The 24833-nt window shown below is 45.6% G+C and carries 21 protein-coding genes, 1 tRNA gene and 5 pseudogenes; 21 read left to right on the forward strand and 6 right to left on the reverse strand.

Going from position 1 to position 24833, the window contains the following annotated elements:
- The first annotated feature begins 88 nt into the window (after nucleotides 1-88).
- The 3 genes from ARB69_RS00770 (at nucleotide 89) to ARB69_RS00780 (ending at nucleotide 1566) form a co-directional block, all read left to right on the forward strand.
- Nucleotides 89-170: transfer RNA gene (locus ARB69_RS00770), tRNA-Leu, on the forward strand.
- Between the two features lie 183 nt (nucleotides 171-353).
- Nucleotides 354-809, forward strand: a complete 456-nt coding sequence (locus ARB69_RS00775; RefSeq protein WP_055149971.1) for a hypothetical protein — start codon at nucleotides 354-356, stop codon at nucleotides 807-809.
- Nucleotides 796-1566: a hypothetical protein gene (locus ARB69_RS00780; protein ID WP_055149974.1), complete on the forward strand. Its 771-nt coding sequence runs from the start codon at nucleotides 796-798 to the stop codon at nucleotides 1564-1566. Before ARB69_RS00775 ends, ARB69_RS00780 begins: the two co-directional genes overlap by 14 nt.
- On the opposite strand, the gene ARB69_RS27045 is transcribed toward ARB69_RS00780, so the two are convergent.
- The 4 genes and pseudogenes from ARB69_RS27045 to ARB69_RS00795 all read right to left on the reverse strand — a co-directional run bounded on the left by ARB69_RS27045 (nucleotide 1532) and on the right by ARB69_RS00795 (nucleotide 3901).
- On the reverse strand, nucleotides 1532-1783 hold the full coding sequence (locus ARB69_RS27045) for a hypothetical protein (RefSeq protein WP_167702476.1): 252 nt from the start codon (nucleotides 1781-1783) through the stop codon (nucleotides 1532-1534). The genes ARB69_RS00780 and ARB69_RS27045 overlap by 35 nt on opposite strands.
- A 73-nt stretch (nucleotides 1784-1856) precedes the next feature.
- Nucleotides 1857-2797, reverse strand: a pseudogene (mobV, locus tag ARB69_RS00785) (MobV family relaxase).
- Nucleotides 2798-2981: 184 nt separating this feature from the next.
- A pseudogene (locus ARB69_RS00790) lies at nucleotides 2982-3377 on the reverse strand (replication initiator protein A).
- Between the two features lie 111 nt (nucleotides 3378-3488).
- A pseudogene (locus ARB69_RS00795) lies at nucleotides 3489-3901 on the reverse strand (cysteine-rich VLP domain-containing protein).
- Between the two features lie 371 nt (nucleotides 3902-4272).
- Between ARB69_RS00795 and ARB69_RS00800 the strand changes: the two are divergent.
- The 6 genes and pseudogenes from ARB69_RS00800 to ARB69_RS27990 all read left to right on the forward strand — a co-directional run bounded on the left by ARB69_RS00800 (nucleotide 4273) and on the right by ARB69_RS27990 (nucleotide 7947).
- Nucleotides 4273-5066: pseudogene (locus tag ARB69_RS00800) on the forward strand (helix-turn-helix domain-containing protein).
- A 20-nt stretch (nucleotides 5067-5086) separates the two neighbouring features.
- Complete coding sequence (locus ARB69_RS00805; RefSeq protein WP_055149977.1) at nucleotides 5087-5620, forward strand: hypothetical protein; 534 nt, start codon at nucleotides 5087-5089, stop codon at nucleotides 5618-5620.
- Nucleotides 5621-5770: 150 nt separating this feature from the next.
- Nucleotides 5771-6211 carry a hypothetical protein gene (locus ARB69_RS00810; RefSeq protein WP_055149980.1) on the forward strand — a complete coding sequence of 147 codons (441 nt, stop codon included), beginning with the start codon at nucleotides 5771-5773 and terminating at the stop codon, nucleotides 6209-6211.
- A 199-nt stretch (nucleotides 6212-6410) separates the two neighbouring features.
- Nucleotides 6411-6638, forward strand: a pseudogene (locus ARB69_RS00815) (DUF1697 domain-containing protein); the annotation flags it as partial.
- 236 nt (nucleotides 6639-6874) lie between these two features.
- The gene (locus ARB69_RS27985) at nucleotides 6875-7492 is read left to right on the forward strand and encodes a recombinase family protein (RefSeq protein ID WP_055149983.1); all 618 of its coding nucleotides are present in this window, start codon (nucleotides 6875-6877) and stop codon (nucleotides 7490-7492) included.
- Between the two features lie 38 nt (nucleotides 7493-7530).
- Complete coding sequence (locus ARB69_RS27990; RefSeq protein WP_055149987.1) at nucleotides 7531-7947, forward strand: hypothetical protein; 417 nt, start codon at nucleotides 7531-7533, stop codon at nucleotides 7945-7947.
- On the opposite strand, the gene ARB69_RS00830 is transcribed toward ARB69_RS27990, so the two are convergent.
- Nucleotides 7924-8892 (reverse strand): Gfo/Idh/MocA family protein, encoded by a 969-nt coding sequence (locus tag ARB69_RS00830; protein ID WP_055149990.1) that lies wholly within the window; start codon nucleotides 8890-8892, stop codon nucleotides 7924-7926. The two genes, ARB69_RS27990 and ARB69_RS00830, sit on opposite strands and share 24 nt — an antisense overlap.
- Before the next feature lie 233 nt (nucleotides 8893-9125).
- Between ARB69_RS00830 and ARB69_RS00835 the strand changes: the two genes are divergently transcribed.
- The 10 genes from ARB69_RS00835 to ARB69_RS00880 all read left to right on the forward strand — a co-directional run bounded on the left by ARB69_RS00835 (nucleotide 9126) and on the right by ARB69_RS00880 (nucleotide 21547).
- On the forward strand, nucleotides 9126-10121 hold the full coding sequence (locus tag ARB69_RS00835; RefSeq protein WP_055149993.1) for an SPL family radical SAM protein: 996 nt from the start codon (nucleotides 9126-9128) through the stop codon (nucleotides 10119-10121).
- A gap of 214 nt (nucleotides 10122-10335) precedes the next feature.
- Complete coding sequence (locus tag ARB69_RS00840; protein WP_055149995.1) at nucleotides 10336-11346, forward strand: LacI family DNA-binding transcriptional regulator; 1011 nt, start codon at nucleotides 10336-10338, stop codon at nucleotides 11344-11346.
- A gap of 472 nt (nucleotides 11347-11818) precedes the next feature.
- The gene (locus ARB69_RS00845) at nucleotides 11819-13324 is read left to right on the forward strand and encodes a sugar ABC transporter ATP-binding protein (protein WP_055149998.1); all 1506 of its coding nucleotides are present in this window, start codon (nucleotides 11819-11821) and stop codon (nucleotides 13322-13324) included.
- Nucleotides 13321-14301 carry an ABC transporter permease gene (locus tag ARB69_RS00850; RefSeq protein ID WP_050641739.1) on the forward strand — a complete coding sequence of 327 codons (981 nt, stop codon included), beginning with the start codon at nucleotides 13321-13323 and terminating at the stop codon, nucleotides 14299-14301. The genes ARB69_RS00845 and ARB69_RS00850 overlap by 4 nt, the downstream gene beginning before the upstream one ends.
- A gap of 11 nt (nucleotides 14302-14312) precedes the next feature.
- The gene (locus tag ARB69_RS00855) at nucleotides 14313-15275 is read left to right on the forward strand and encodes an ABC transporter permease (protein WP_055150001.1); all 963 of its coding nucleotides are present in this window, start codon (nucleotides 14313-14315) and stop codon (nucleotides 15273-15275) included.
- 70 nt (nucleotides 15276-15345) lie between these two features.
- Nucleotides 15346-16443 carry a substrate-binding domain-containing protein gene (locus ARB69_RS00860; protein WP_055150004.1) on the forward strand — a complete coding sequence of 366 codons (1098 nt, stop codon included), beginning with the start codon at nucleotides 15346-15348 and terminating at the stop codon, nucleotides 16441-16443.
- Between the two features lie 153 nt (nucleotides 16444-16596).
- Nucleotides 16597-17673: a uroporphyrinogen decarboxylase family protein gene (locus ARB69_RS00865; protein WP_050641736.1), complete on the forward strand. Its 1077-nt coding sequence runs from the start codon at nucleotides 16597-16599 to the stop codon at nucleotides 17671-17673.
- Between the two features lie 112 nt (nucleotides 17674-17785).
- Nucleotides 17786-19018, forward strand: coding sequence for a TIM barrel protein (locus ARB69_RS00870; RefSeq protein WP_055150007.1), 1233 nt, complete (start codon nucleotides 17786-17788; stop codon nucleotides 19016-19018).
- Nucleotides 19018-20064: a uroporphyrinogen decarboxylase family protein gene (locus tag ARB69_RS00875; protein ID WP_055150010.1), complete on the forward strand. Its 1047-nt coding sequence runs from the start codon at nucleotides 19018-19020 to the stop codon at nucleotides 20062-20064. The genes ARB69_RS00870 and ARB69_RS00875 overlap by 1 nt, the downstream gene beginning before the upstream one ends.
- 10 nt (nucleotides 20065-20074) lie before the next feature.
- Entirely contained in the window at nucleotides 20075-21547 is a 1473-nt protein-coding gene (locus ARB69_RS00880) for a rhamnulokinase (RefSeq protein WP_055150013.1), read from the forward strand.
- Nucleotides 21548-21686: 139 nt separating this feature from the next.
- On the opposite strand, the gene ARB69_RS26520 is transcribed toward ARB69_RS00880, so the two are convergent.
- Nucleotides 21687-21851: a hypothetical protein gene (locus ARB69_RS26520; RefSeq protein ID WP_154253258.1), complete on the reverse strand. Its 165-nt coding sequence runs from the start codon at nucleotides 21849-21851 to the stop codon at nucleotides 21687-21689.
- Nucleotides 21852-22128: 277 nt separating this feature from the next.
- On the opposite strand from ARB69_RS26520, the gene ARB69_RS00885 reads away from it, so the two are divergent.
- A complete protein-coding gene (locus ARB69_RS00885; RefSeq protein ID WP_050641732.1) occupies nucleotides 22129-23109 on the forward strand; it encodes a LacI family DNA-binding transcriptional regulator in 981 nt (326 codons plus the stop codon).
- Between the two features lie 286 nt (nucleotides 23110-23395).
- Nucleotides 23396-24724: an ABC transporter substrate-binding protein gene (locus tag ARB69_RS00890; RefSeq protein WP_055150016.1), complete on the forward strand. Its 1329-nt coding sequence runs from the start codon at nucleotides 23396-23398 to the stop codon at nucleotides 24722-24724.
- Nucleotides 24725-24833 lie beyond the last annotated feature (109 nt).

The raw sequence follows: 24833 nt of genomic DNA on the forward strand, positions 1-24833 counted from the left end.
TATCTATAATAAATAATAGAAAGTACAATAGATAGGATATATTGTTTGACAAAAAACGGCAGATGTATTAAAATACATTTGCTGGTATGCGGATATGGCGGAATTGGCAGACGCGCTAGACTTAGGATCTAGTGGGGTACCCCGTGCAGGTTCAAGTCCTGTTATCCGCATCAGATAATGATAATCCTAACCCGCTTCCAATCGGGGACGGCTTCGGATTTTTAGTATATCTTGAGTGCTAAAGCAAAATCGGTGGTATCGTGAGTGATACCGCCGATTTTGTTACTCAAAAATAAGAGTGGATTTTTATGAGAAGTTTCGCTATAATACAAGATATAGGCAGGAGGTAATGTATGAGTACTATAATTGGTGAAGTATCAATACCTGCTGACGATCAAGGATTTGTTTTAATGCAATGTCCTCTATGCGGGGAATTTTTTAAAATAAAACCAGAGGATTATCATGCAGAAGATGTTATTGAAATATGGTGTCCAAGTTGTGGTTTAAAAGCGGAAAATTATTTTACTGATGACGTGATAGAGCTTGCTTTAAAAAAGACAAAGAATTACGCAAATGATTTAATATATAACGAGATGAAAAAGTGGGAGAAGAAATCCAAAGGTTCATTTATCTCGTTCAAGGCAGGTAAAAAGCCGCAGCATGAAGAAGAATATCCTATTAAGTATGGAATAGAAGCTTTAGAAATTGAGGAATATCCTTGCTGCAAGCGGGAAGCAAAAATCAAACCAATTTATAAAATGTGCGGGAGTTATTGCCCGTTTTGTGGGGGAAGGTATGAAGAACATTGATAAAAAACAGTTGAAAATAATTTCCATGGAATTTAGAATAATTGCTAACCGTTTGATTACATGCAATCATCAGACGGGAATGGCTTTATTGAAGAAATTTATGGCTTATATTGACGAAAACGAAATTATATCAGAGTACATAAAGCAATATGTTAATCCAGACGATTTTGAGCCGGTTAAAAGAGGGACTTGCTTCTCCTCAATGGGCGATACAAAACAAGAAGAAATCTCTTATACATATCAGTATTTGAAATATGCTGTAGAGAATTATCACAGCTTTTACCATGATATGGCTTTTTGTTATGCAAGGGAAGCGAATGATGCTGTAAAAGAATTTTGTAATCGAATAGTACTTCCTTTTGTCAACTATATTGAAGGGTATCTTACGGAAATAGGCATTCAGATGGGATATGATGAGGATAAAAAATTTATGATTAATGTAAATGGTGGCGTGGCACAAGTAAATGTAGCAAATGATAACGCAACAGTTCATGCAACTCAAAGCAATGGCATTGATGTTTCTCAATTAGAAAACATTATCTCTGATATTATGAAACACATGCCTACTGATATTACACAAGAAGAACAGGAACAAATAAGTGACAGTGTTGAGGTAATCCGAGCTGAGGTACAAAGTGCAAGTCCTCGAAAGGGGTTCATTAAAACAGCTCTGAAAGGATTACAAGCTATCAATGGGACTGCACAATTCGGAGCAGCTATTGCTACATTAGTTCAATTTCTTGGAACAGTTTTATAATTGGATTATCGTTAAAAGCGGCGGTATCGTGAATGATATCGCTTTTGTCATATGCTCCTTTTCTTTTCTGTTTCTTTTGCCCTCTGCGCTTTCCATTCTTCAAATTCTTTTTTCCCTCCGGGCTTTCAAAGAATTTCTGAATATCTGGAAGCAGACAACGGGCAAGGGCTTCTATCTCATGCTGAGGGATATTTATGTCCGGTTGCTTTTTTGCCATATATCACCTTTCTTATTCAGTTGTCAAGGTACAATGCCGCACAGGGGCGGCGTGAAATTCTGCTTATAATCAATCACCTTTCCTTTGTGTATCGCTGTTGACGCTTCACTCCGCCAACACGTCCGGCGGGATACGGTCAACGAGCCTTTGAATGTTCTGTAACTCGCTTTCCAGCTTCGCCCGTTCCATGCGGTCTTTCATCTTGCCACTCTCGCTGGCTCTGGCTCTCGCTTCCAGCTTTTTGTTTTCTTCCAGTAAATCCGCAATCGTCACTTTGCACTTTTTCAACTGCCTGGAGAAGTTTTTCATTTGCGGAAACCACTTCTTGAGCATGGCAAGGGCTTCCTCTTTCTTCTTCCCGGCGTTGATCGGATTGATACCGTCCAGCGTGGCTTCAATCGCCCTCGCCTGTTTGGAGAGGGAGACAGCCTGTTTAAACAGCCGGGTGGGGATATACTTCCGACCTGTCTTGCTGGCACTTTCGCCACGCTCCAAATCCGGGTATTTCTCCACCATGTAGGCGTGAAAATCGTCCTGCCACTTCGTTAGATTAGCCCTGTTCCCGATAATCTCTTTGGCGCACAGGCGGTTGTCCTTTGTCAGCGGAACAAAGGTCAGGTGGAGGTGGGGCGTTTTCTCGTCCATGTGTACCACCGCCGACACGATATTTTCCCGTCTTACCCGGTCTATGAGGAAGTCAGCCGCCCGCTGGAAAAACGCCTGTATCTCCTTTGGGGGCTTCCCCTTGAAAAACTCCGGGCTGGCGGTAATGAGCGTATCGACAAAGCGGGTGCTGTCCTTTCGTGTCCTGCACCCCGCCTGTTCAATGCTGCTCTGAATGAAATGGTAGTAACGTCCCCCCGGCTTGACGATGTGAAAATTGTACTTGCTCCTGCTGGAGTCAATATCGGGATTGCTGGCGTACTGCTCCTTTTGTCTTTCGTAGTGGGCTTCCAGCGGCCTTGCCGGGTTGCCCTTATGCTTCTCAAATCGCAGGATTGTGTGTTGTGCCATTAAACTCCTTTCCCCATTCCTTTCCTATCCGGGACTTTTCCACAGGAAAAATCCCGCCGGAATTATCTCTGATAGTATTGGAATGGATAAGATATAAATAAATCTGTTAATCTCTGTATTTCTATCTTCCCTCCGGTTTTCGTACTTCAAGAGGATAGATTATCGTACTCCATGAGTGCGACTTTCAGCCCTCCAGCGTTCCATAACCGGATTTCTTGAAGTCGGTGTTTGATACCGCTTCATAGGATTTTGGGTAAATGCGGTTGGGTTTTCCACAGCCCTGTTTCTGTATCTCCACAAGCCCCGCATACTACAACTCACGCAGAGTGTTGACCGCTTTCTGCCGCCCACAGCGGAGCAGGGCGACCACATCGCAGATTGGATAATACAGGTAAATGCGCCCGTATTCGTCCGCCCAGCCGTTCTTGCGGGATAACTCCGTCCGGCGCAGGATAAAGGCGTACAGTATTTTCGCTTCGTTGGACAGGGGCGTAAATGTGGGGGCTTCAATGAGAAAGTTGGGTAAGCGTGTGAAGCTGACCGCTTTCTCCGGCTGATGAATATAAATCATGCTTGTCATATCGTGTTTTGTGGACGGTTAGGGCGGCGTTTCCGGGGACAGACGGTACTTGATACCACCTGCCCCGGTTCCGCCCTCTGGAAGCCTTGAAAATCAAAGACTTTTTAAGCCCTAACTGTCCACAGCAGACCTCCTTTTCCGTTCACTTTCTGCTTTCTGCCGCCTGTAACTCTGGCGGCACAGTCGGGGCAGTATTTCCCCCGGTTGGACTTTGGAACGAACACGCCGCCGCAGACCGCACAGCGTTTCAAATCTCGTCCCCGGTATATCTCTGCTTCCAGCGTCCCCGCCAGCGGCAAAACCGACCAGCGGAACCATTTACAGCAGACCGAGAAAGAAATCATCTGCGGGCAGGTGCGGGTGTCCCCGTCGTCAAAAGCGATACAGTCCCCATTTTCACAGTTACAGCACTCCCGCCGGATAAGGGCGTTGGCCTGTTTCCTCTGCGCCGGGTTCATGCAGTACAGGGAACCGTCCGGCTTACGCTCCAGCGGCGGCAAATCTTTGTATGGGTTATTTCTCATGCGTCCCTCCGTTTTCCTGTTGCCGTTCTCCCCAAAATTCTTTCTCCTAAAAGCCGCATTCCTGCGGTTGCCCCATTCCTGCGGTTGCCCCATTCCTGCGGCGTGTCCCGGCATTGGTGCTCTTCCCGCACTTCGGGACATTTTGTTCCGAAGCTGGCTCGTTGCTTCACTTCTCCTGCCGGTCATATTTCTTTTGGACGGTCATTCTGTTTTCAAGGTGCGGCTCATCGATGAACTAAGATAAGTATACACGAAAAAAATGCAATCCTCGGAATTTTGCGAGATTTGCATTTTGATGAAGTTTACACGTTGAGAATTGCGTTTTTGCAATTTCCCTGTATAATGGAGGTATGCGGAGGAGGCGCGTGTCTATGGTTTTACCCGGAACACCCGGACAGAGGATTTCCGACCTGTGCAACGGAAACCACATCACACAAAAGGAACTGGCGAAGAAGATAGATGTTTCCGCTTCCCAGCTAAGCCGGATCGTCAGCGGAGAAACCAAGACGGTCAGCAGCGATATTCCCATAGGGGAGCAAAGGAATTTAAGGTATATACCGACTACATACTGGGACTGTCTACCGTGAGCGTCCGAAAAAGCTATGACATCTCCGAACTGGGCTTGTCCAGTGGCGCAGTCAAAGGGCTTGTGACGCGGGAGGTAGATGTGGAGATACTCAACCACCTGTTGGAGCATAAAAATTTCCCCCAGTTGATAAGTCTGATACGGATTTATTTTGAGGACACGGCGGCAAGAGGCGTTATGGCGAGGAACCAGCTTATAGATACGGCAACGGCTTCCCTGTTGATGAAAGACCACCCGGAACAGCGGGCGGGGGCAGGACAGGACAGGCGGTTTTTGAACGCCCAGAAGATAGGGGAGCATGAAGCGGAGATTGAGAGAATCAAGAATGTGTTTATGTCTATCCTGCGGGACATTAAGAAGGACATAGACAGCGGGGAACAGCCGGGAGAAACTGCTACCGCCGCCATGCTTCAAAATATCCAGAATGCCGCACAGGAGCAGAAGCAGGAATTGCATACCGTTGATGATGTGGCGGCGTTGGTTGCGGAGCAGATTGAAAAGCTCATGCCGCTAGACAGGGAAACCAGCGAACAATTCCAGCAGTTGATGAAAAAGATGATTGAGCAAGCGGGAAAGTAGATTTAGTTGGAGGTTAAAATATGGATGTATCAATTATTGTAAATATTGTTCTTTGTGTTTTGTCTTTTATTTTAGCCGCCATATCCGTAGTCACAGTTGTGATTACTTTACGGCAAAATAATAAAATGATTGAAGAATCAACAAGACCTGTTATTTCTATTTATACTGATGAAATCAATGCGGGTAATCCGTTTTTTTATTTAATTGTTAAAAACTTTGGGAAATCTCCTGCCTACATTACAAAATTTGAGTATGATTTTGATTTCAAAGGTTGTTATAAAATCCGAAATGATAGAGACTATTTGGAGGGACTCAATAATGCAGTCTTAGCCCCGGGACAATCAAGAATTTGCACACTTGATTATGCAAAAATAGATAAAGAAGTGACATTTACGATTGAATATCGTTCTGGAGCAAAAAAGGTATATTTGGATAAGTTTACGATTGACTTAAAAGCTGGGGTTAGTATGCCTTATGGCAAAGTAGCCACAGAGGGTAAAGAACTTCGCACAATTTCTTACGCATTGCAAGAAATGCTACAAAAAAATCTTTGATAAGCTGATTTAGAAGGACTAATATTGGTAATATCAAAACAATTCCATCAGTTGCTGAAGAGGATGATTGGACAGGCGGGAAAGTAAAGAATAATAGCCCATGAAAAGGTCAAGAGAAATAGACAAATTAAAGGTTGGAGGTGGCTGAAAATGAGAGAAAATATTGTAGCAAAGTTGACGGCAAAAGATGATAAATATGCTTGCGCCCTTGCCGACAAAATCATATCAGAAAGTCAAGAGACAGATGAATGGTATGAATATTTTAATGATTTTGGTTCCTTGCTTAACCACCCAAAATCATTAGTGAGAAATCGGGTGTTGTATATTCTTGCGGCAAATGCCCAGTGGGATGAGGAAAATCATTTTGATTCAATTATATCTGATTTTCTCACACATATAACAGACGAAAAGCCGATTACAGCCAGACAGTGCATAAAGGCTCTTGCACAGGTGGGAGTAGCAAAACCACAGTATATTCCAAGAATATTGTCCTGTTTGCAAGGCGCTGATTTATCAAAGTACAAAGACAGTATGCGCCCGTTGATTGAAAAGGATATAGCAGAAATTGAAAAGATATTGAAAATTTTCTAATTATTATAAAAGTGTGGAGGTACATGATGAATACCATGTTGGTTGTAACGGATATGGATAAAACAGTTGTAATTTATAAAAAAAGTTTTAGGGCTTGAGGTAGTCATAGACTTTGGCGCAAACAAGACCTTAACGGGCGGTTTAGCCTTGCATTGCTTTTCTGCGTGGTGTCAATATAAGCAGCAGAAACAAGGTGACAATGGCTGAACTGAAAAAAGACATTGAAAGATTAGGGTATGAAGAAGTTAAGACATATCTGAATAGTGGCAACGCGATTTTTTCGAGTAATGAAAATGATATAGGAAGTATCACAAAACAGATTGTAATGATGATAAAGAGTCAGTTTGATTTAGATATTCCTGTTTTTGTCATTGCGAAAGATGAACTTGAGGATATTTTACAAAATGCTCCCGATTGGTGGGGAAATTAGACCGTTTTGCCCGGAACCGTTACGACAGCGCACGATATAAAACCCTTTTGAATAAGAATGGTGTTAAGGTTATTTTGGCAAGGGAAAATATCTCAGAGGGCAGCGAGGGGATTATACTGGAAGCCATGCTTGAGTGATATGCGGAATATTACTCTGCCGAACTCTCCGAGAAAGTTATCCGGGGCTTGACTGACAATGCGTTGAAATGTAAATACAACGGTGGTATTGTTCCGATGGGATATTATATTGATGAACAGCAGTGTTATCAAATCGACCCCAATACCGCCCCGGTGGTGCTGGAAATGTTTACGAGATACAGCGAGGGAGCGACCATGCAGGAACTTGTCAATCTGCTTAACAGCTGGGGGATGTGCTCCATTCGTGGCGGAAAAATTACGCTGAATATTATGAACCACCTGTTGAAGAACCGCCGCTATGTGGGGGAATACAACTATCGTGATGTAGTCAAGGAGGACGGTATTCCGGCGATTGTCCTGAAAGAATTATTTGAACGGGTGCAGGAGCGTCTGGCGAAAAATAAAAAGGCTCCCGCCCGTCACAAAGCAGAGGACGATTATTTGTTGACAACGAAGCTGTATTGCGGGAAATGCGGCTCTTTCATGGTAGGGGAAAGCGGCACAAGCCACACGATGAAAGTACATCGCTATTATCGTTGTGTGAATACCAAGAAAAAGAAGCTCTGCGACAAGAAAGCGGTCAAGAAAGACTGGATTGAAGATTTAGTTGTCAGCTACATCATGAAAGCGATTATGAATGATGAAGTCATGGAACGGCTGATTGATACGCTTATGGAATTGCAGAAAAGAGAAAGCACCGACCTGCCCCTTTAAAAAAACAGCTTGCAGAAACGGAAAAAGGTATTAACAATATGCTCAACGCCATTCAAGCCGGGATTTTTACTCCGTCCACCAAGCAAAGACTGGACGAGTTGGAGGAAACCAAAAGCCAGCTTGAAGTTAGCATTTTGCAGGAGGAAATGCACAAGCCCTTGCTTACAAGAGAACAGATAGCATTTTTCATTTACCGTTTCCGCAAATTTGATGTGACAAAGCGGGAGCAGCGACAGAGACTGATTGACAGTTTTGTAAATGCGGTGTATCTTTATGAGGACAAGATAATCCTTACTTTCAACTATAAGGACGGTTCGAAGACTATCACGCTGGCGGAGGTTGAGGGTTCGGATTTATCCATACTCGGTGCATTATCTATAGAAGCGCCGGACGCCTGTTTTACTGGGGCCGGCGCTTTTTGCTTTATCATATCACTTCAGGTACCCACAAGATGACAGTACCATATCAATAGCTTCGGCCACTCCAATTGAAAATTCATGACTGACAAGGGGCGCTTCCCCATTCAGTATACAGGCGCCGAGCTGTTCTACTTCCAACATATAATTCTGTGGAGCATCGACACAGAATTCGGTGCGCTTTTCATCTTGTACCAGATACCACTTCTGTTTTCCTTCCGCATTAAATCTGACAGGTACTTCCAGTACTCCCCGATCTCCATAGATAAAGGAACGATCCCCGCGCTGATAAGGGAACATGCCGCAGGAGAACACCGCGCGCCTGCCGCCGGAATACATCAGGTATCCCGTAGTCAGGTCATCAATTTTCTCCCCGGTAATATGTGATACAGCTTGCCCGGAAAGCGGCGCTGAACCAAACAGGCAGGAAGCAAAGCTGATGGTATAGCATCCAAGGTCATAGACGGAGCCTCCCAGAGTATCCCGGCGGATGCGGATATCATCCTGGTAGCCTGGTGTAAAGAAGACAGATTCTATCATATTCACATTTCCAATCAGGCCGTTGTCTATCTGCTTTATAAGCTCCCTCATGACCGGAGAGTGAAGGTAGGCAAATGCCTCCATAAAAATGACGCCCGCATCGTCGCATGCCTGTATCATTTCTTTCGTATCTGCGGCGCTTCCGCTCGCCGGCTTTTCGCACAATACATGCTTTTTATGGGCAGCAGCCTTTAGCACCCATTCTTTATGAAGGTTATTAGGGAGCGGTATGTAGACAGCCTCCACTTCCGGATCCGCCAGCAGGTCATCATAACTTCCATATGCTTTTTGAAAATGAAAATCATCGCGGAATTGTTCCGCCTTTTCCAATGAACGTCCCGCGATGGCATACAGCTCGCAGTTTTCTGCCATCTGCATTCCGGGAATAGTCTGTTCTTTGGCAATCCCGGCAGTACCGAGAACGCCCCAACGTATTCTTTTCATAAATAGTAAACTCCTTTCAGGTGTTTCCGAAGTATAACTGTGGAATAAAGTTATTATAACATATGGGAGGGGAATATAAGAAGATTCTTCTGAAATTTTAAGAATCCGCTCTATTTGTGAGTTTTGCGAATTCTGAAGATGGAGTATTCTTACTATAGTATGATAAAATTTTCCCGGCAGCGCATACTATATGCAGGCCGTTAGCCTTAAAAAATAAAAGAAAAGAGATAATTATGAAATTTGATGCTGTTTACTATGAACCGGACTCTCTGTCTTATACATTAGGAGAGCAGCTGAAGGAACAATTTGGCAGCCTCCCCTGGATACCGATTGAGAGCCACAACTCCATCAAAGAGATGCAGGAAAAGCCCAATTCCGAATTTGGCCGAATGAAGAGGAATTTGATTATTGGGATACGCAAGACGCATAAATATGTGGAGAATCATAAAGTATCCGATTATCTGGTGCCTTATACCTCCTCCGGCTGTACGGCCATGTGCCTGTACTGCTATCTTGTGTGCAATTACAATAAATGCGCGTATCTCAGATTATTTGTGAACCGCGAGCAGATGCTGGACCGTCTGATAAAAAAGAGCATGAAGAGCGAACAGCCGCTGACATTTGAGATCGGCAGTAACAGTGACCTTGTATTAGAAAACACCATCACGCAGAATCTGCTCTATACCATTCCTCGTTTTGTAGCGGAGGGAAGAGGAAAGATAACATTTCCAACTAAATTTGATATGGTGGAGCCGCTTCTGGGACTGGAACACGGCGGCAGGGTGATCTTCAGAATGAGTGTGAACCCACAGCCAATTATCAGCAGGATTGAATTGGGGACGTCCAGTCTTAAGCAGCGGATCCAGGCTGTGAACGAGATGTGTGAAGCAGGGTATCCCTGCGGCCTTCTGATTGCACCGGTGATTCTGGTTGATGACTGGAAGAAACTGTATACGGGGCTTCTGGAAGAGCTGGAGAGCGGTCTGTCTGTTAAAATGAAAAGAGAGATGTTCCTGGAAATTATTTTGATGACCTATTCCTATGTCCACCGTGCCATTAATCAAGATGCCTTTCCGGGGGCGGAAGACTTATACGATCAGGAGAGGATGACCGGGCGCGGCAGGGGAAGATACTGCTACCGCCCGGAAGCGCGGGCTGAGGCAGAAAATTTTCTGAGGGCGGAGATAAAAAGAATTCTGGGGGATGTGCAGATCCTTTATATCAGCTGACCGTAAGGCTGAGGGCAGTGACTTCTTAGTCCAGAGCAGGAAAAGTCGTACGAATCAGACTTCTTTGGTTGTACATTTTCACTAAGAATGTTAAAATAACCCATATGAATACAGAGTATCAATGCGGGGAGAAAGCATACCCAAAGGGCATCCCGTAATGCATGCCCTTTGGGTATAAGGTATTGAGACGATCTGAGTGAAAATAGGAGTTCAAATGAGTACAATTTATGATGTCGCAAAATTGGCCGGGGTGGGGAAATCAACGGTTTCCCGTGTGATTAATAAAAACGGGGCCATTAAAGAATCTACAAGGCTTAAGGTGGAAGCCGCCATGAAGGAACTGAACTACCGCCCAAGCCTGTTCGCACAGGGGATTAAGACGGGCAGGTCCAAGACGATCGCTTTAGTCGTTCCGGATTCCACGAATCTTTTCTATAGCATGCTGTTGTCAGGAATAGAAGATATTGCCAGAAAATATGGTTATTTTGTTATGCTGTGCAATGGGGAATATGATTCACAAAAGGGAAAAGTATATCTGGAGCAGCTTCAGGAGCGTAACATTGACGGCATCATTTATTGTGTATACCGCAAGGATGAGGTGTTCAAAGATGTATTCGAATTGTCGGAGACGGTTCCGGTAGTATTTACCGATGACCCCTACCTGCGCGATCCTACCGTGTCAGTGGTTTATACAGATGGAAAAAAAGCGGTGCGCGAGAATGTTGATTATTTATATAAAAAGGGCTGTCGGAATATTGCCTTTATCGGCCTGGAAGAGATCTGCGCAGTTATGTACCGGTTTGAGGGATATAAACAGGGATTAAAGGATCATGAAATCCGGTATTCCCGGGATCTGGTATATCAGGCGCCTTATAACTGGTGCAGGATGTCACATTTTATGCTTGGAGCAGAAGGGATTTCTCAGATCATGCAGTCAGGGAAACAAGTGGATGCCGTGATTGCCGCTACGGATATGCTGGCGATAGGCGCGATATCCTGGATACAGGAAAACGGATACAGCGTGCCCGGGGATATCCGGGTGATCGGATACGATAATATCGATATCAGTTCCATTATCCGTCCCAAATTGTCGACGATCTCCCAGCCCATACGTATGATGGGAAATGAAGCGGCAGAGCTGCTGTTTCGGAAAATCGAGGAGAACAACGGGATTAATGAGACCATTGAAATGAATACCACCTTTATAGAAAGAGAAAGCACGTAGTATATATGGAAACATGTTTCGGACAATGATTCTGGAACATGTTTTTTTATGATATAGGAAATTCCTCTGGAATTTCCTATATCATAAAAACCCTCCGGGAGGATGCACACGCCGCGATAAGGTATATAGCCGCAAAGCGGCATCGCGGCGGCGCCAAAGTGTGCAAGCCCCTCATGAGTGAGGGGGGGCTTGCACACTTTGTTCTGATTTAGGAATTAGAGAAAATTTGCTGTTTAGTTTTATAGAAAACCAAATATAGTAAATATGAACAAATGAAAAATAAAAATATAGTAAAAATAACGAAAATGAATTGCAAAAATATAAAAACTTACAAGTTTATTGACATTAATTTTAGTATATGTTATAAATGAAATAAGAAATGGGATCAATCCCAATTAAGCCGGAAAACAACGGCTGTTTTTTACCGCATAAAGTGGGATCAATCCCAATACTGAAGGGAAGGAGAGAAATATTGGAGAAAAAAGATAGTTTATTAAGCGCTCAGAAGATATGTAAATCCTTTGGAAAAAATAATGTTCTTAAGTCTGTAGACTTTGATTTGGAAGCCGGGGAGGTACATGCGCTGATCGGTGAGAACGGAGCAGGAAAGTCGACGCTTCTGAAAATATTATTCGGAATTTACCAGCCAACCTCAGGTGAGATTTATCTGGAAGGGAAGGCCGTGCGGATGAAACATCCCGTGGACGCCATCGGGCACGGTATTGCCATGATTCACCAGGAACCTTCCGTCTTTGAGGATCTGAGTATTGCGGAGAATATATTCACCGGACATTTTGATACCCGGAAGATCAAATGGGAGGACCTGAACAGGAAGGCATCGGAGGCGATGCTGGAAGTGGGGCTTGAGTTTTCACCGGGCAGGATGATGAAGGGCCTTTCCGTTGCAGAGCAGCAGCTGATAGAGATTGCTTCCGCACTTTCTTCGGATGCGAAGATCATTTTTATGGATGAGCCTACCGCATCGCTCACGCCTTCCGAGGTGGATAACCTGCTGGAGCTCATCGATACCCTGCGTAAAAAGGGAAAGACGATCGTCTATATCAGCCACAGGCTTGAGGAGATTAAGGCAGTTTCGGACAGAATTACGGTTCTGCGGGATGGAGAGATCGTAGGTACATATCTGAATTCAGAAATCACCAAGGACCAGATTATCCAGAAGATGATCGGCAGGGAATTCAGGGCAGGGGGCAGAGAGTCAGAGAGCAAGACCTTTGGGCAGCCATTTTTGGAGGTAGAAGATATCAGTATTCCCGGCATTTTTGAACATGTCAGCTTTCAGATTGCTAAGGGTGAGATCATGGGGGTTGCGGGCCTTATGGGGGCAGGGCGGACAGAAGTGGCCAGAGGTATATTCGGGATTACGCCGGTGAAGTCGGGGCGGATCAGAATCAGGGGAAAAGAAGTAAAGATTGAGTCCCCAGAGGCAGCTATCAAAAATAAAATTGCGCTGGTGCCTGAAGACCGGCAGGGCTTGGGACTGTTTGTTTCGGAACCAATTGCCTTTAATACCACATTTGCAATTATTGACAGTATGAAAAAGAAGTTAGGTTACATTGATACGAAGAAAGAGAAAAAGATCTCTGAACAATACGTGGAGGGTCTGAAAACAAAATGCAGGTCTGTCACGCAGAAAGTGGGAGACCTGTCCGGCGGAAACCAGCAGAAGGTCAGTCTGGCAAAGTGGATCAGTACGAACCCGGATATTCTGATTCTGGACGAGCCCACGAGGGGAATCGACGTGGGGGCTAAGGAAGAAGTCTACAGGCTGATTAGAAAATTGGCGGAGGAAGGAAAATGCATTATGATGATCTCCTCCGAATTGAGTGAGATCATATCACTGAGCGATAAGGTCATGGTTATGTATGAAGGAAAACAGACGGGAATGCTGCGAAAGGACGAGATCACAGACGTTAAGATCCTGTCCGCGGCGCACGATTGTCTGGAGGAGGCGCAATGAAAAAGAAAAAGCTGAATTTAAGTTCATTTCGTGAATTAGGCGTGATTGCTATGATCGTGATTATCTATGCAGTCGTATGCATCGTAGAGCCCCGTTTTTTTTCAACCACTTCGCTGGTCAACATCCTGCTGTTTTTTCCATTTTTGCTGATTGTATCCCTGGGGGAGATGATCGAGATAGTGAGCAGAAACGTAGACATGTCATTGGGCGCGATCCTGGCGTGTTCCGGGTATGCGGCGGGACTGCTCTTTAAAACATACAGCGGCCTGCCTATCGCAGTTGTTTTTATCGTGGCGATTGCACTGGGATGTGTACTGGGGCTGATCAATGGGTTTATCGTGACTAAGTTTCAGATTCCATCAGTCATTGTTACACTGGGAACTATGAATGTATACCGTGGCGTGATTTTCATTCTGGGCGGTAAACAGATCGATAATTCGGTGATACCGCAGTCCTTAATGGCGCTTTCCCAACCAAAGCAGTCCGTCATCGGGATTCCATATTCTGTACTGATTGCGCTTCTGGCGGCAGTTCTTCTTGCATTATTTTTAAAATACTTCCGGGCAGGACGGCAAATATATGAAATCGGATGTAACCCTGCGGCGGCAAGCCTGCGGGGGATTTCGAACAATCGGGTACAGTTGTTTGTCTTCACACTGGCCGGCGGGTTAAGCGGTCTGGCTGGGATGATCTTTATATCCAGAATCGGCTATATGGATCCGGGAGCCGCGGGGCGGGGCCTGGAATTCACGGCTATTGCCGCGGTTGTGATCGGCGGGACCAGTATGAACGGCGGAGTCGGCAAAGTGACGGGGACTGTACTGGGATGCCTGCTTCTGGGAGTCATACAGAATGCCATTTCAATAACAGGCATTTCCGGATATTGGCAGGAGGCCATTTATGGAATTATCATCGTAGTCTCTGTCATTATCGATAACTTAATTAAAAACAGGCTGGCAGTCAGCGAAGCGAGATAAGGGGGTCAATAATGAAGCATAAATTAAAAATGAACCGGATGATCCGGCCGGAACTGACGGTGTTTGTGTTCATGATTTTAAGCCTTGTGGTCGGGGTCCTGCTGTCGCCAAACTTTCTGGATATCAGATTTCTGCTTGGTTCCACGATATTCTACTGCGAACTCGGGCTGATGGCGATTCCGTTTACCCTCCTTCTGACATCGGGGGAGATCGATCTTTCCATCGCGGCAAACATGAGTCTGGTGGCCTGCCTGGTGGCCGTACTGTATCAGGCGGGGATGAGTATGCCAGTGTTAATTGTGATCGGTATTGCGGCAGGGACACTGCTTGGATTTTTTAACGGCCTTCTGGTGACGGTAACGAAGCTGCCCTCATTAGTGATAACAATCGGCATTATGTCAGTCTATCAGGGATTTTCACAGGTTCTGGTTGGTGACGCGGCGATTTCGGGATTTCCGGAATGGTTTATAGGCCTTGATCAATACACAATTTTGGGATTGATACCACTGAATCTGATTATCTTGATTGTAATCGCCCTTATTTTCTCCTTTCTGCTGAAAAAGACGGTATGGGGCAGGAAGATAACGGCCATTGGCCTGAACCGCGGCACAGCATTGTATTCCGGCGTTGCTGTTGAAAAAACAAAGGTCCTGCTGTTTACAATTCAGGGTACATTTTGTGCAATCGCAGGAATTATGACAATGTCCAGGCTGCAGATGGCGAAGTATACGATAGCGGGCGACGGACAGATGGACGTCATTACCATGGTCCTGCTGGGTGGAACCGCATTTGCGGGAGGCCGGGGGAGTGTCCTTGGAACACTGGCAGCATTTTTTATCATTGTATTTATCAGAACGGGCATGCGGCTGGCGCTTCTTAGCAATTACGCACAGATGGCGATATTGGGGCTGCTGTTGATTCTTGTAATAATTATTTCAAACGGGTTAGAAAAAATGGCTAAAAAATATGAATAGGAGGTGCAGCAGTATTAAAAAAATAATTAGCCATGAGAAACAAATAAATAAAAAAATCAGGAGGATTGCTATGAAAAAAAGAACATTATCAGTGGTATTGGGGATCTGTTTACTGGCTGCGGCGATGGTAAGCGGATGTGAGAAAAAGGGCGTGGAGCAGAGCCCGAAAAGTGACAGCAGCAAACAGGAAGAGGAGCAGGGAAGTACGGACGATAAGGCAGAAGGCAGTGCGAAAAGCGCTTCCGATGTCACAGTCCGCTATATCTGCCTGACAAAGGGGATTCCTTATTTTGACCCGATCATTGAGGGGATGAAAGATAGCGTGGAAAAGGCAGGGGCAACATTCCAGGATACGGCTCCGGATACAAGCGACGCGACGGCTCAGATCCCGCTGATTGAGGCAGCCATCCAGGATAAGGTCGATGTGATCTGTATTTCACCAAGTGATCCGGATGCTCTGTGCGCTACCTTTGATAAAGCGCGGGACGCTGGAATTATCGTTCTCTGTGTGAATGATGACGTCACCGGAAACGAAGACAGAAGAGACGGTGCGGTAATGTCTACGGATTATGATGTGCTTGGAAAGGAGAACTTCGAGGCGTTTGCAGAGAGCATGAATTATGAGGGCAAATTTGTTGCATTGAGCTCTAAGACCGGCACCCCGTTCCAGGAGAATCAAATGCAGATATACCGGGATATGATGGCGGAAGACGAGAAATACGCGAAAATGGAATTTGTAGATGTTCTTTATGGAGACGATGAAGCTACAAAGAGCCTGACAGAGGCAGAGGCTGCCATCCAGAAGTATCCGGAACTGAAAGGCATTATTTCTCCGACAACTGTAGGAATTGTAGCCGCAGCTCAGGCAGTGGAAAATGCAGGGCTGACTGGCAAGATCATGGTAAGCGGAACCGGAACCCCGTCCCAGTGCAAGACATACCTGGAAAATGGCACCATGCCAAATGCATTTCTCTGGGATACCAGGCTCTGCGGAAATGTAGCAGGAACACTTTCCGTTAAGCTTGCAACAGGGGAAGTCGCTCTGGAGGCAGGAGCGGAAATCGATCTGGGTGAGTACGGGACGGTAAAGGCGAATGATGTCTGCTTAGTACCGGCCGGCGATCCGCTGAAGTTTACTAAGGAGAATGCAGGAGAGTATGATTATTAGTCACTAAAAAATAAATAGACTGTGCTGTAAGGGGGCAGTCCCTTCTGCAAGGAGAACAGACCCCTCTGCCAAGGGGGACAGACCCCTCTGTCAAGAGGGACAGTCCCCTTTGAAAAGGGAACCTGCACAGTCTGCAGGAGGAGGTACGCGTATATGAATGCAAGAGAAAGGGTACTGGCGGCTTTAAAGGGGGAGGGGAAACCCGACCGGATGCCATTTGAGATCAGTTGGGGCGCGTTTACCCCGAGACTGATGCAATGTTATCATGAGCAGGAACAAACAGAGGAAGCGCCGGAAGAATACTTTGACTTTGACGTCAGGTCAGTAAATATCGGCGTAACAAACAAGAAAACGGATTTTACAAAATATTTCAAAGAGAAACTTCCGGATAACGTGATCTTCGATGAGTGGGGAGTTGGGGCCGTGCCCGGGTCACAGGAACATTTTCTGGAATTCAAGTATCATCCCCTCGCGTGGTGTGAGACCGCCGAGGATGTATATGGCTACGAGTGGCCGGATGTGGATGCGGATTACCGTTTTGAGGGCATGAAAGAAAAAATTGAAGAATATAAGTCCCGGGGCTATGTGGTAATGGGAGAGCTGTATCAGACGATCTTCGAAACCGCGTGGATGCTGCGTGGGATGGAAACTTTTTTGATGGATTACTATGAAAACGAAGAAGTGGCTATGGCTATATGCGATAAACTGGAAGAATTGCGGATCAAGCAGGCGAAGAAATATGCAGAGCTGGGTGTTGATATCATCCGCCTGGGAGATGACGTAGCGACACAAAAAGGGCCGCTGATGAGCCGTGAGATGTACGGCGCTTTGATAAAAGAACGTATGAAAAGAATCGTTCAGGCAGGGAAGGCTGTGAATCCGGAAGTACTTTATTTCCGGCACTGTGACGGGAAGGTGGAAGATATTGTGGATGATTTTATCGAGGAGGGCATCGATATCCTGAATCCTGTACAGCCGGAGTGTAATGACCTGACGCTTATATATGATAGATTTGGGGACAGACTGGCATTCTGGGGCGGAATCGGGACACAAAGTACGATGCCTTTTGGAACACCGGAAGAGGTGAGGGAAAAAGTAAAGGAAGTTCAAAAGATCTTAGGAAAAAGAGGCGCGCTTGTGGTGGCCCCTACGCATATACTGGAGCCGGAAGTGCCGTGGGAAAACGTATTGGCATTTGTGGACGCTGCGAGGCATTCCTATTACGAATAAATAAGACAGTTACGAATAAATAGGGTAGTTACGGATATATAAGATCGTTATGAATAAAGGTGAAGACAGTTATGAATAAAGGGGAAAATAGATACAAATAAAGGAGAAGTCAATGAAGCGATATGAAAAGAGATATGAGATTTTAAAAGAAGAATTAGGTGAAAAGGGTTTTGACCTGGAGAAAATTAAAAATTTACTAAAGGCGCAAGTCATTGAACTGCCCTCCTGGGCAGTGGGAAATTCGGGAACCCGATATGGTACATTTAAAGATAAAGGGGCAGCCGTTACGATCTGGGATAAGATCGACGACTGTGCGGAAATCCAGAGGTGCTTAGGGATCACGCCGGTAATGGCTAGCCATGTGTGCTGGGACAAGACTGAGGACGGAAGATTCGGCCCGGTCAGGGAATATGCCGAGGAGAAAGGCATGAAAATCGGTACCGTGCATCCGAATACATTTTCCGGGCAGGAGTTCAGGTATGGTTCCATGTGTTCGCCGTTGGACTGGGTACGTGAACAGACGAAGGAACACTTTAAAGACTGCGTCAGAATGGCGCGGGAGATGGGGTCCCGGACAATCGGGATGTGGGTGGCGGACGGAACCAACTATCCGGGGCAGGATAACCTGAGGGAGCGGAAGCACCGCCTGTATGAGGGCCTGAAGGTTCTGTATGATGCGATGGATCCGGATATGACTCTGCTGCTGGAATATAAACCCTTTGAACCGTTCTATTACACAACCGACGTGCAGGACTGGGGCACCTCCTATCTGATGTGCAGCAAATTAGGGCCTCAGGCAAAGACGCTGGTGGACCTGGGGCATCATCTGCCGGGGACCAATATTGAGCATATTATATCCACTTTGCTGGATGAAGGAAAACTGGGAGGGTTCCATTTTAACAACCACCGGTATGCGGATGATGACCTGATTCTGGGAACCGTGAACCCGCTGGAGATCTTCCTGATTTTCAAAGAAATCATCGATGCGGGGATGGAAGGCGTTGATAACCAGATTGCCTATATGCTGGATCAGTCCCATAATATTGAAAACAGCCTGGAAGGCATCATTTACTCAGTCATGAATATCCAGACCGCCTATGCAAAGGCATTGCTGATTGACCGTAAGGCCCTGAAAGCTGCCCAGGCAGAAAATGATGTAGTAAGATGTAACCAGATCATCATGGAGGCATTTGAAACGGATGTGGAGCCGCTGTTATCCGTTGTTCGCATGGAACTGGGGCTCACGGATACCAATCCGCTGAGGAACCACCGGGAGAGCGGTTATCATATAAATGCGGCTGAAACCCGAGAGGAAGGAATACTGACACTGGGAGGAGGATGCTGATGAATGGAAGAGAGAGAATTCTGGCAGCTTTAAACCGGCAGGAGCCTGACAGAGTTCCCACCTGTGAGTGGGTGCTCAATCCAAAGGTAATGGAGCAGATCTGCAATACCGCAAGTGACATGGAATTCGTACAGAAAATGGATCTGGACGGGATTGCCGTTGGACTGGATTCAAAAAATACAGTAATAGACGACCGGCATTTCATCGATGAATGGGGAATTACCAGGGTTTCCTATGACGAATATCCGAATCCGGTAGGATTTCCGATCCAGGAATTGTCCGATCTGGATACCTATGAAATGCCTGATCCCGATGCGCCGTACCGCTTCAATAAGATTAAAAAAGCATTGGATCTCTTTGGACAGGAAAAATGTGTGATTGCCAGGGTGCGGGACGTATTTTCACAGCCCAGGGATCTGATGGGATTTGAAAATTTCCTGGCGGGCTTTTATGAAGAACCAAAGCTGGTTCAGCGGCTGATGGAGATGAGCGTGGAATACTCCGGCAGAATCTGCGAAAATCTTGCCGGGCTTGGGATCGAGGTCATCGTTGTGGGCGATGATATTGCCAACGACCAGGCGCTTCTCATGAATCCCGACATGTACAGGGAACAGGTACTGCCTCACTTTGAAGCACTGGTGAAGAAGGCGAAAAGTCTAGGGCTCAAGGTGATCAAACACAGTGACGGAGATTTAAACAGCGTAGTAGAAGATCTGGTAAACACAGGAATAGACTGTTTGGATCCGATAGACGCCAGAGGAAATATGGATCTTGCCGCATTAAAGGCAAGGTATGGTGACAGGATTGCATTCAAGGGAAATGTGGACTGTGTAGAAACACTTGTAAATAAGACAGAAGACCAGGTGCGCAGGGAAGTGGCGCGCTGCCTGCTCCAGGGAAGCGTGGGAGGCGGACACATTATCTCCTCCTCCAACTCGATCCACAGCGGAATAAATCCGCAGAATTACAAGGTCTTTTTGGATGCGTTAAAGGAATTGGGGACGTATCCCTTAGATATTGAAAAATTAAAGCAAATCGCAGAATAGGGGTGTGCAAATGGGCAGATATTTTGCAGTTGATCTGGGGGCGGAAAGCGGTCGCTGTATCGCAGGAACCCTGGAAAACGGCATCATAGAACTGGATGAACTGTGTAGGTTTCCAACACAGGGACTTAAAATCCGGGGAGAATGGAAATGGAATGTTTACCGTTTTTATGAAGAAATATTAAAAGGACTCCGGATCTATGCAGACCAATACGGCCCTAAACTGGATTCCATCGGCGTGGACACCTGGGGCGTAGATTTTGGCCTGCTGGATAAAAACGGGACACTGATGGGAATCCCATATACATACAGGGATAAACGGACTGAGGGCACGGATGCCCTGCTGGAACCAAGAAAAAAAATGCTTTACCGAAAGACAGGAATCCAATTTTTGGAGTTTAATACTTTGAACCAGCTTATTGCAGCAAGGAAGCAGAAAGATACACAGCTTGACCATGCCAGGGAGCTGCTGTTTGTGGGAGATATTCTGCATTATCTGCTTGGAGCCAAACCCGTCTGCGAATATACGGCGGCCTCGATCTCCATGATGGTAGATACAGTCAACCGCAAATGGGATGATGAAATCTTCGAGGCCTACAACATCCCGGTAGAACTGCAGTCCCAGATCTCGTTTGCAGGGGACAAAGTAGGAACCCTCCGGGACGATATTGCAGAACAAGCGGGACTAAAACGCGGGATTCCGATCATAACGCCCGCCGTACATGACACGGCAAGCGCGGTAGTAGCGACTCCCGCAGAAGGTGAAAACTTCGCCTTCATCAGTTCCGGTACATGGTCTCTGGCAGGAATGGAGCTGAAACAGCCCGTAAATAATGAAAAAAGCTTCGCACTTAATATATCCAATTCTGGCGGAGTACTTGGAAAATCCCTTTTCCTAAAAAATATCATGGGACTCTGGATTATTCAGCAATGTAAGAAACAATGGAATCGAAAAGATCCGGGACTGGACTACTCCAGAATCGTAGAAGAGGCAAAAAAAGCCCCCCAATTTATGGCGTTTATAGACGTAGACGACAACAGCTTTTTCGCACCGGATAATATGCCCCAAGCGATCGTCGAATACCTGAAAAAAACAAATCAGATCCACCTCAAAGAAGATGACATCGGTGCAATCAGCAGGCTGATCTATGAGGGCCTTGCACTGAAATACAGATATGTGTTAGGGAAGATAGAAGATGCCGCAGAGAAAAAAATCGATGTCGTGCACGTAACCGGAGGCGGTGGAAAAAATACACTATTAAATCAGTTTATAGCCAATGCGCTTCACAAAAAAGTAACGGCAGGCCCGGAAGAATGCACAGCAACCGGCAATCTCCTGATGCAGGCTTACGGTTGCGGACACGCCTCCTCATTAACAGAAATACGCAGAATAGTGAGAGATTCCTTCCAGGTGAGGGAATATGTGCCGGAAGATGAAGCGGAATGGAATCTGGCATATAAAAATTTCTCAAAGTATTGTTTTTAAAAATGAGGAATATTCTTACTTTCAAGGGGATATACAGAGTTGGGGCGGGATAAACTAATATAGGAGCAGTATAACGTGCATCATCTGTGCTGCTCCTATAAACATTATTAAATTAGGAAAATGCAGGTAAAAGAGTATCTCATCCAACGCCGGGATACCCCATCCTGAATAAGTTACCTGTTAAGGCACTATACTGCATAGTTTCATTATACTGAGCCGGGGTGTATAGATTTTCCAGTCCATAGACTTCCAATACTTTGTAGGAGGCTACAGCCAATAGTACAGCAATAAACTTTTTATACATTGTAATCCCCCCTCTCTATCTAAGTTCTATTAATATCTTACGCATAAAGGTAAATGTATTTTGTAAATTAATGGGTTAATATTGTTATCCATAATTTAGCAGTATTTAAACATTTAAAACTTTGGAATGTTGAGTAGTTTTATAAGGGTATGACATGCCATACATTATATCCTTCTTACGCTTCTGCTCTTTAGCATAAATTGTTTGACTTTTGTCCGAAAATATATTACAACTAGAATTAAGCAGAGCTTAAAATACGAGGAAAGGAGGTCTGATTATGGCAAGTATCAGAGATGTTGCAAAAAAGGCAAACGTAGGTCCGACAACGGTTTCACGGGTTCTGAACAACAGCGGTTATGTATCCGATGAGACGCGCCAGAAGATTGAAGCAGCCATGCGTGAACTGGACTACACGCCCAACGAGCTGGCGCGCAATTTATTTCACAAGAAAACAGGGATCATCGCCGTATTAGTTCCCACGGTTGCACACCCGTTTTTTGCTGAATTTGTAGAATATGTGGAAGCAGAGCTGTATAACTGCGGCTACAAGACCATGCTGTGCAATACCGTGAAAGAAGAAAATGCAGAACTCGAATATCTGGATATGTTGAACCGTCATATTGTAGACGGCGTGATCACCGGCGTACACTCACTTGATGTGGAAGAATACCTTAAGATCCACAAGCCGATTGTGGCGCTTGACCGCTACCTGGGCGAAGATATCCCTGTGGTGGCAGTGAACCATAAAAGAGGCGGCAGACTGGCGGCAGAGGAGCTGATCAGAAGCGGCTGTAAGTCCGTACTGCATTTTCGGGGAGCGCAGGAAGTTGAGTCACCATACCATGACAGGCATTATGAATTTGAAAGGATTATGAAAAAGAACCATGTGAAGACATATGCCTATGAACTGGAATGGAACCGTTTTGACGCCGTATATTATAAAAAGGCGGTGGATTCAGTTTTTGAGATGGGAATAGATTTTGACGGAGTATTCGGGGTTGACCAGCTGGCGATCGGTTATATGAATGAAGCGATCAGAAGGCATAAAAAGGTACCGGGGGATGTGAAGATTGTGGCTTATGACGGTACCTACCTGACGGGAATCGTAGAACCACAGGTGACGGCCGTTGCACAGCCTATGGAAGCGTTGGCCAGGGAATCCGTGCGCCTGATGGCAAGGCTGGTAAATGGAAAGACTTACAAAAACAAGCAGGTCTTATTAGAGGTGGAACTTAAAAAAGGAAAGACAACTTTATAATCAGTTCATTGTGAAAGGTGTACAAAATAAAATCAAAATCTTTTGTAGTTATAAACAAAAAAGCAGTAAATTTAAAAAATAAGGTTGACTTTTTTAAATGGAGTTATATAATGGGCTTAAAGTAATCAACAGGTGTACATCCTAGAAAACTTATTTTTTTTGCCGCATTGTGGAACGGGTTCCATGATGCGGCGCGGAACAAGCTGAGGTATTTTTTTTAAACAATGTGGAACGGGTTCCACATTGGGAACAACAAAACAGTATTCGTAATACAAGGAGGAGCATTATGAAGAAAAGAACTTTAAAAAAACTGTTGTCAGCTGTTATGGCCGGTACGATGGCTGTGGGATTGCTAGCGGGATGTTCAGGCGGCAAGGAGCCGGAGCCGAAAGCAGAGTCAGAGGGAGGAGCAACGACGATTAAGTTCGGTATCCATGTGGCAAACCCCCAGGAGCAGGAAGCGGTTACATACAACATTGTGCAGGCATTTAACGAAAAGTATGACGGAAAATATAAGGTGGAGTTTGAGGCTTCCGATAAAGAGTCCCATTCCAAGAATATGAAGCTGGAAGCTTCCGACGGAACACTTCCGCAGATCTTCTGGCTGGATGCCAGCGAGGCTCCGGAATACAGCGACTCCGGCGTACTGATGGACTTATCGGATTTCTTATCCGAAAATTCCGATATCCAGACAGCACTTGGCGGCATGGAAAATGCATTTCAGGATGACAACGGACAGTACGGTCTGCCATACCAGTGTAATGTCCAGGGAATCTTTTACAACAAAGACCTGTTTGATAAGGCAGGGATTGAGTATCCTACGAACGACACTACATACGAAGAATTCATTGAGATGATCAAAAAGCTGAAAGAGAGCGGCGTGACTCCACTGTCAATCGGAAGCAAAAACAGTGCATACGCAATGTGGGAGTTCAATGAGACGCTTGCCAGATATGGATGGGCGGAGAATATCGACAGCATTCTTTCAGGAGAAAAGAAATTCAACAATGAAGACCTGAACGCCTGCTTTGAGAAATTAAAAGGAATTGCGGATGCAGGGGCATTCCCGGAAAATATGGCTACGATTGAATACTTCGACGCGAAGCAGCTCTTTATCGAAGGCAAGGCGGCAATGTTCGGCACCGGCCAGTGGGACTGTGCGGAATTTGATGAAAATATCGGCGAAAAGGTAGGTTTCTGGTGGGGGCCTAAATTTACAGATACGAATTACAACCAGGATATTGCAATGAAGGTTCCGTCCGCACCGATCGTTGTGAATGCAGAGGTTGCAGACGATGACGCAGTGAAAGAGGCAGTTTACGAATTCCTGAAATTCTACTACGGAGAAGATGCTGCAAAGATTTCCTATGAAGGTTCTATTTTCCCGGCAACAAACTATTCCGAAGTTGCAGCAACGGACACACAGTATTCTATGAATGCGATGCTGGAAGCCCTGGCTGCAGGATGGGAGAGCCCGGAGGCAGCGCCGGATCTGACTGTGGTATCCGCAGTACAGGAGGCACTTTACAATTCCATGTTTGGCGTGATGCAGGGAACATATGAGCCGTCCGAAGCTCTGGATAAGATTGACGAGGCTCTGTCCTACAGTAAGTAAAGAGACAGGTTAATACGCAGAAAGCCGGAGTCCCCTCCGTGAGTGCGGAGGGGCTGCGGGTGGATTGTTGACAATGTACTGGTAATGGTTCAGGCATGCCTGAGCTGTT

This window comes from Faecalicatena contorta (assembly GCF_001404335.1).
Classification (GTDB): domain Bacteria; phylum Bacillota; class Clostridia; order Lachnospirales; family Lachnospiraceae; genus Faecalicatena; species Faecalicatena contortus_B.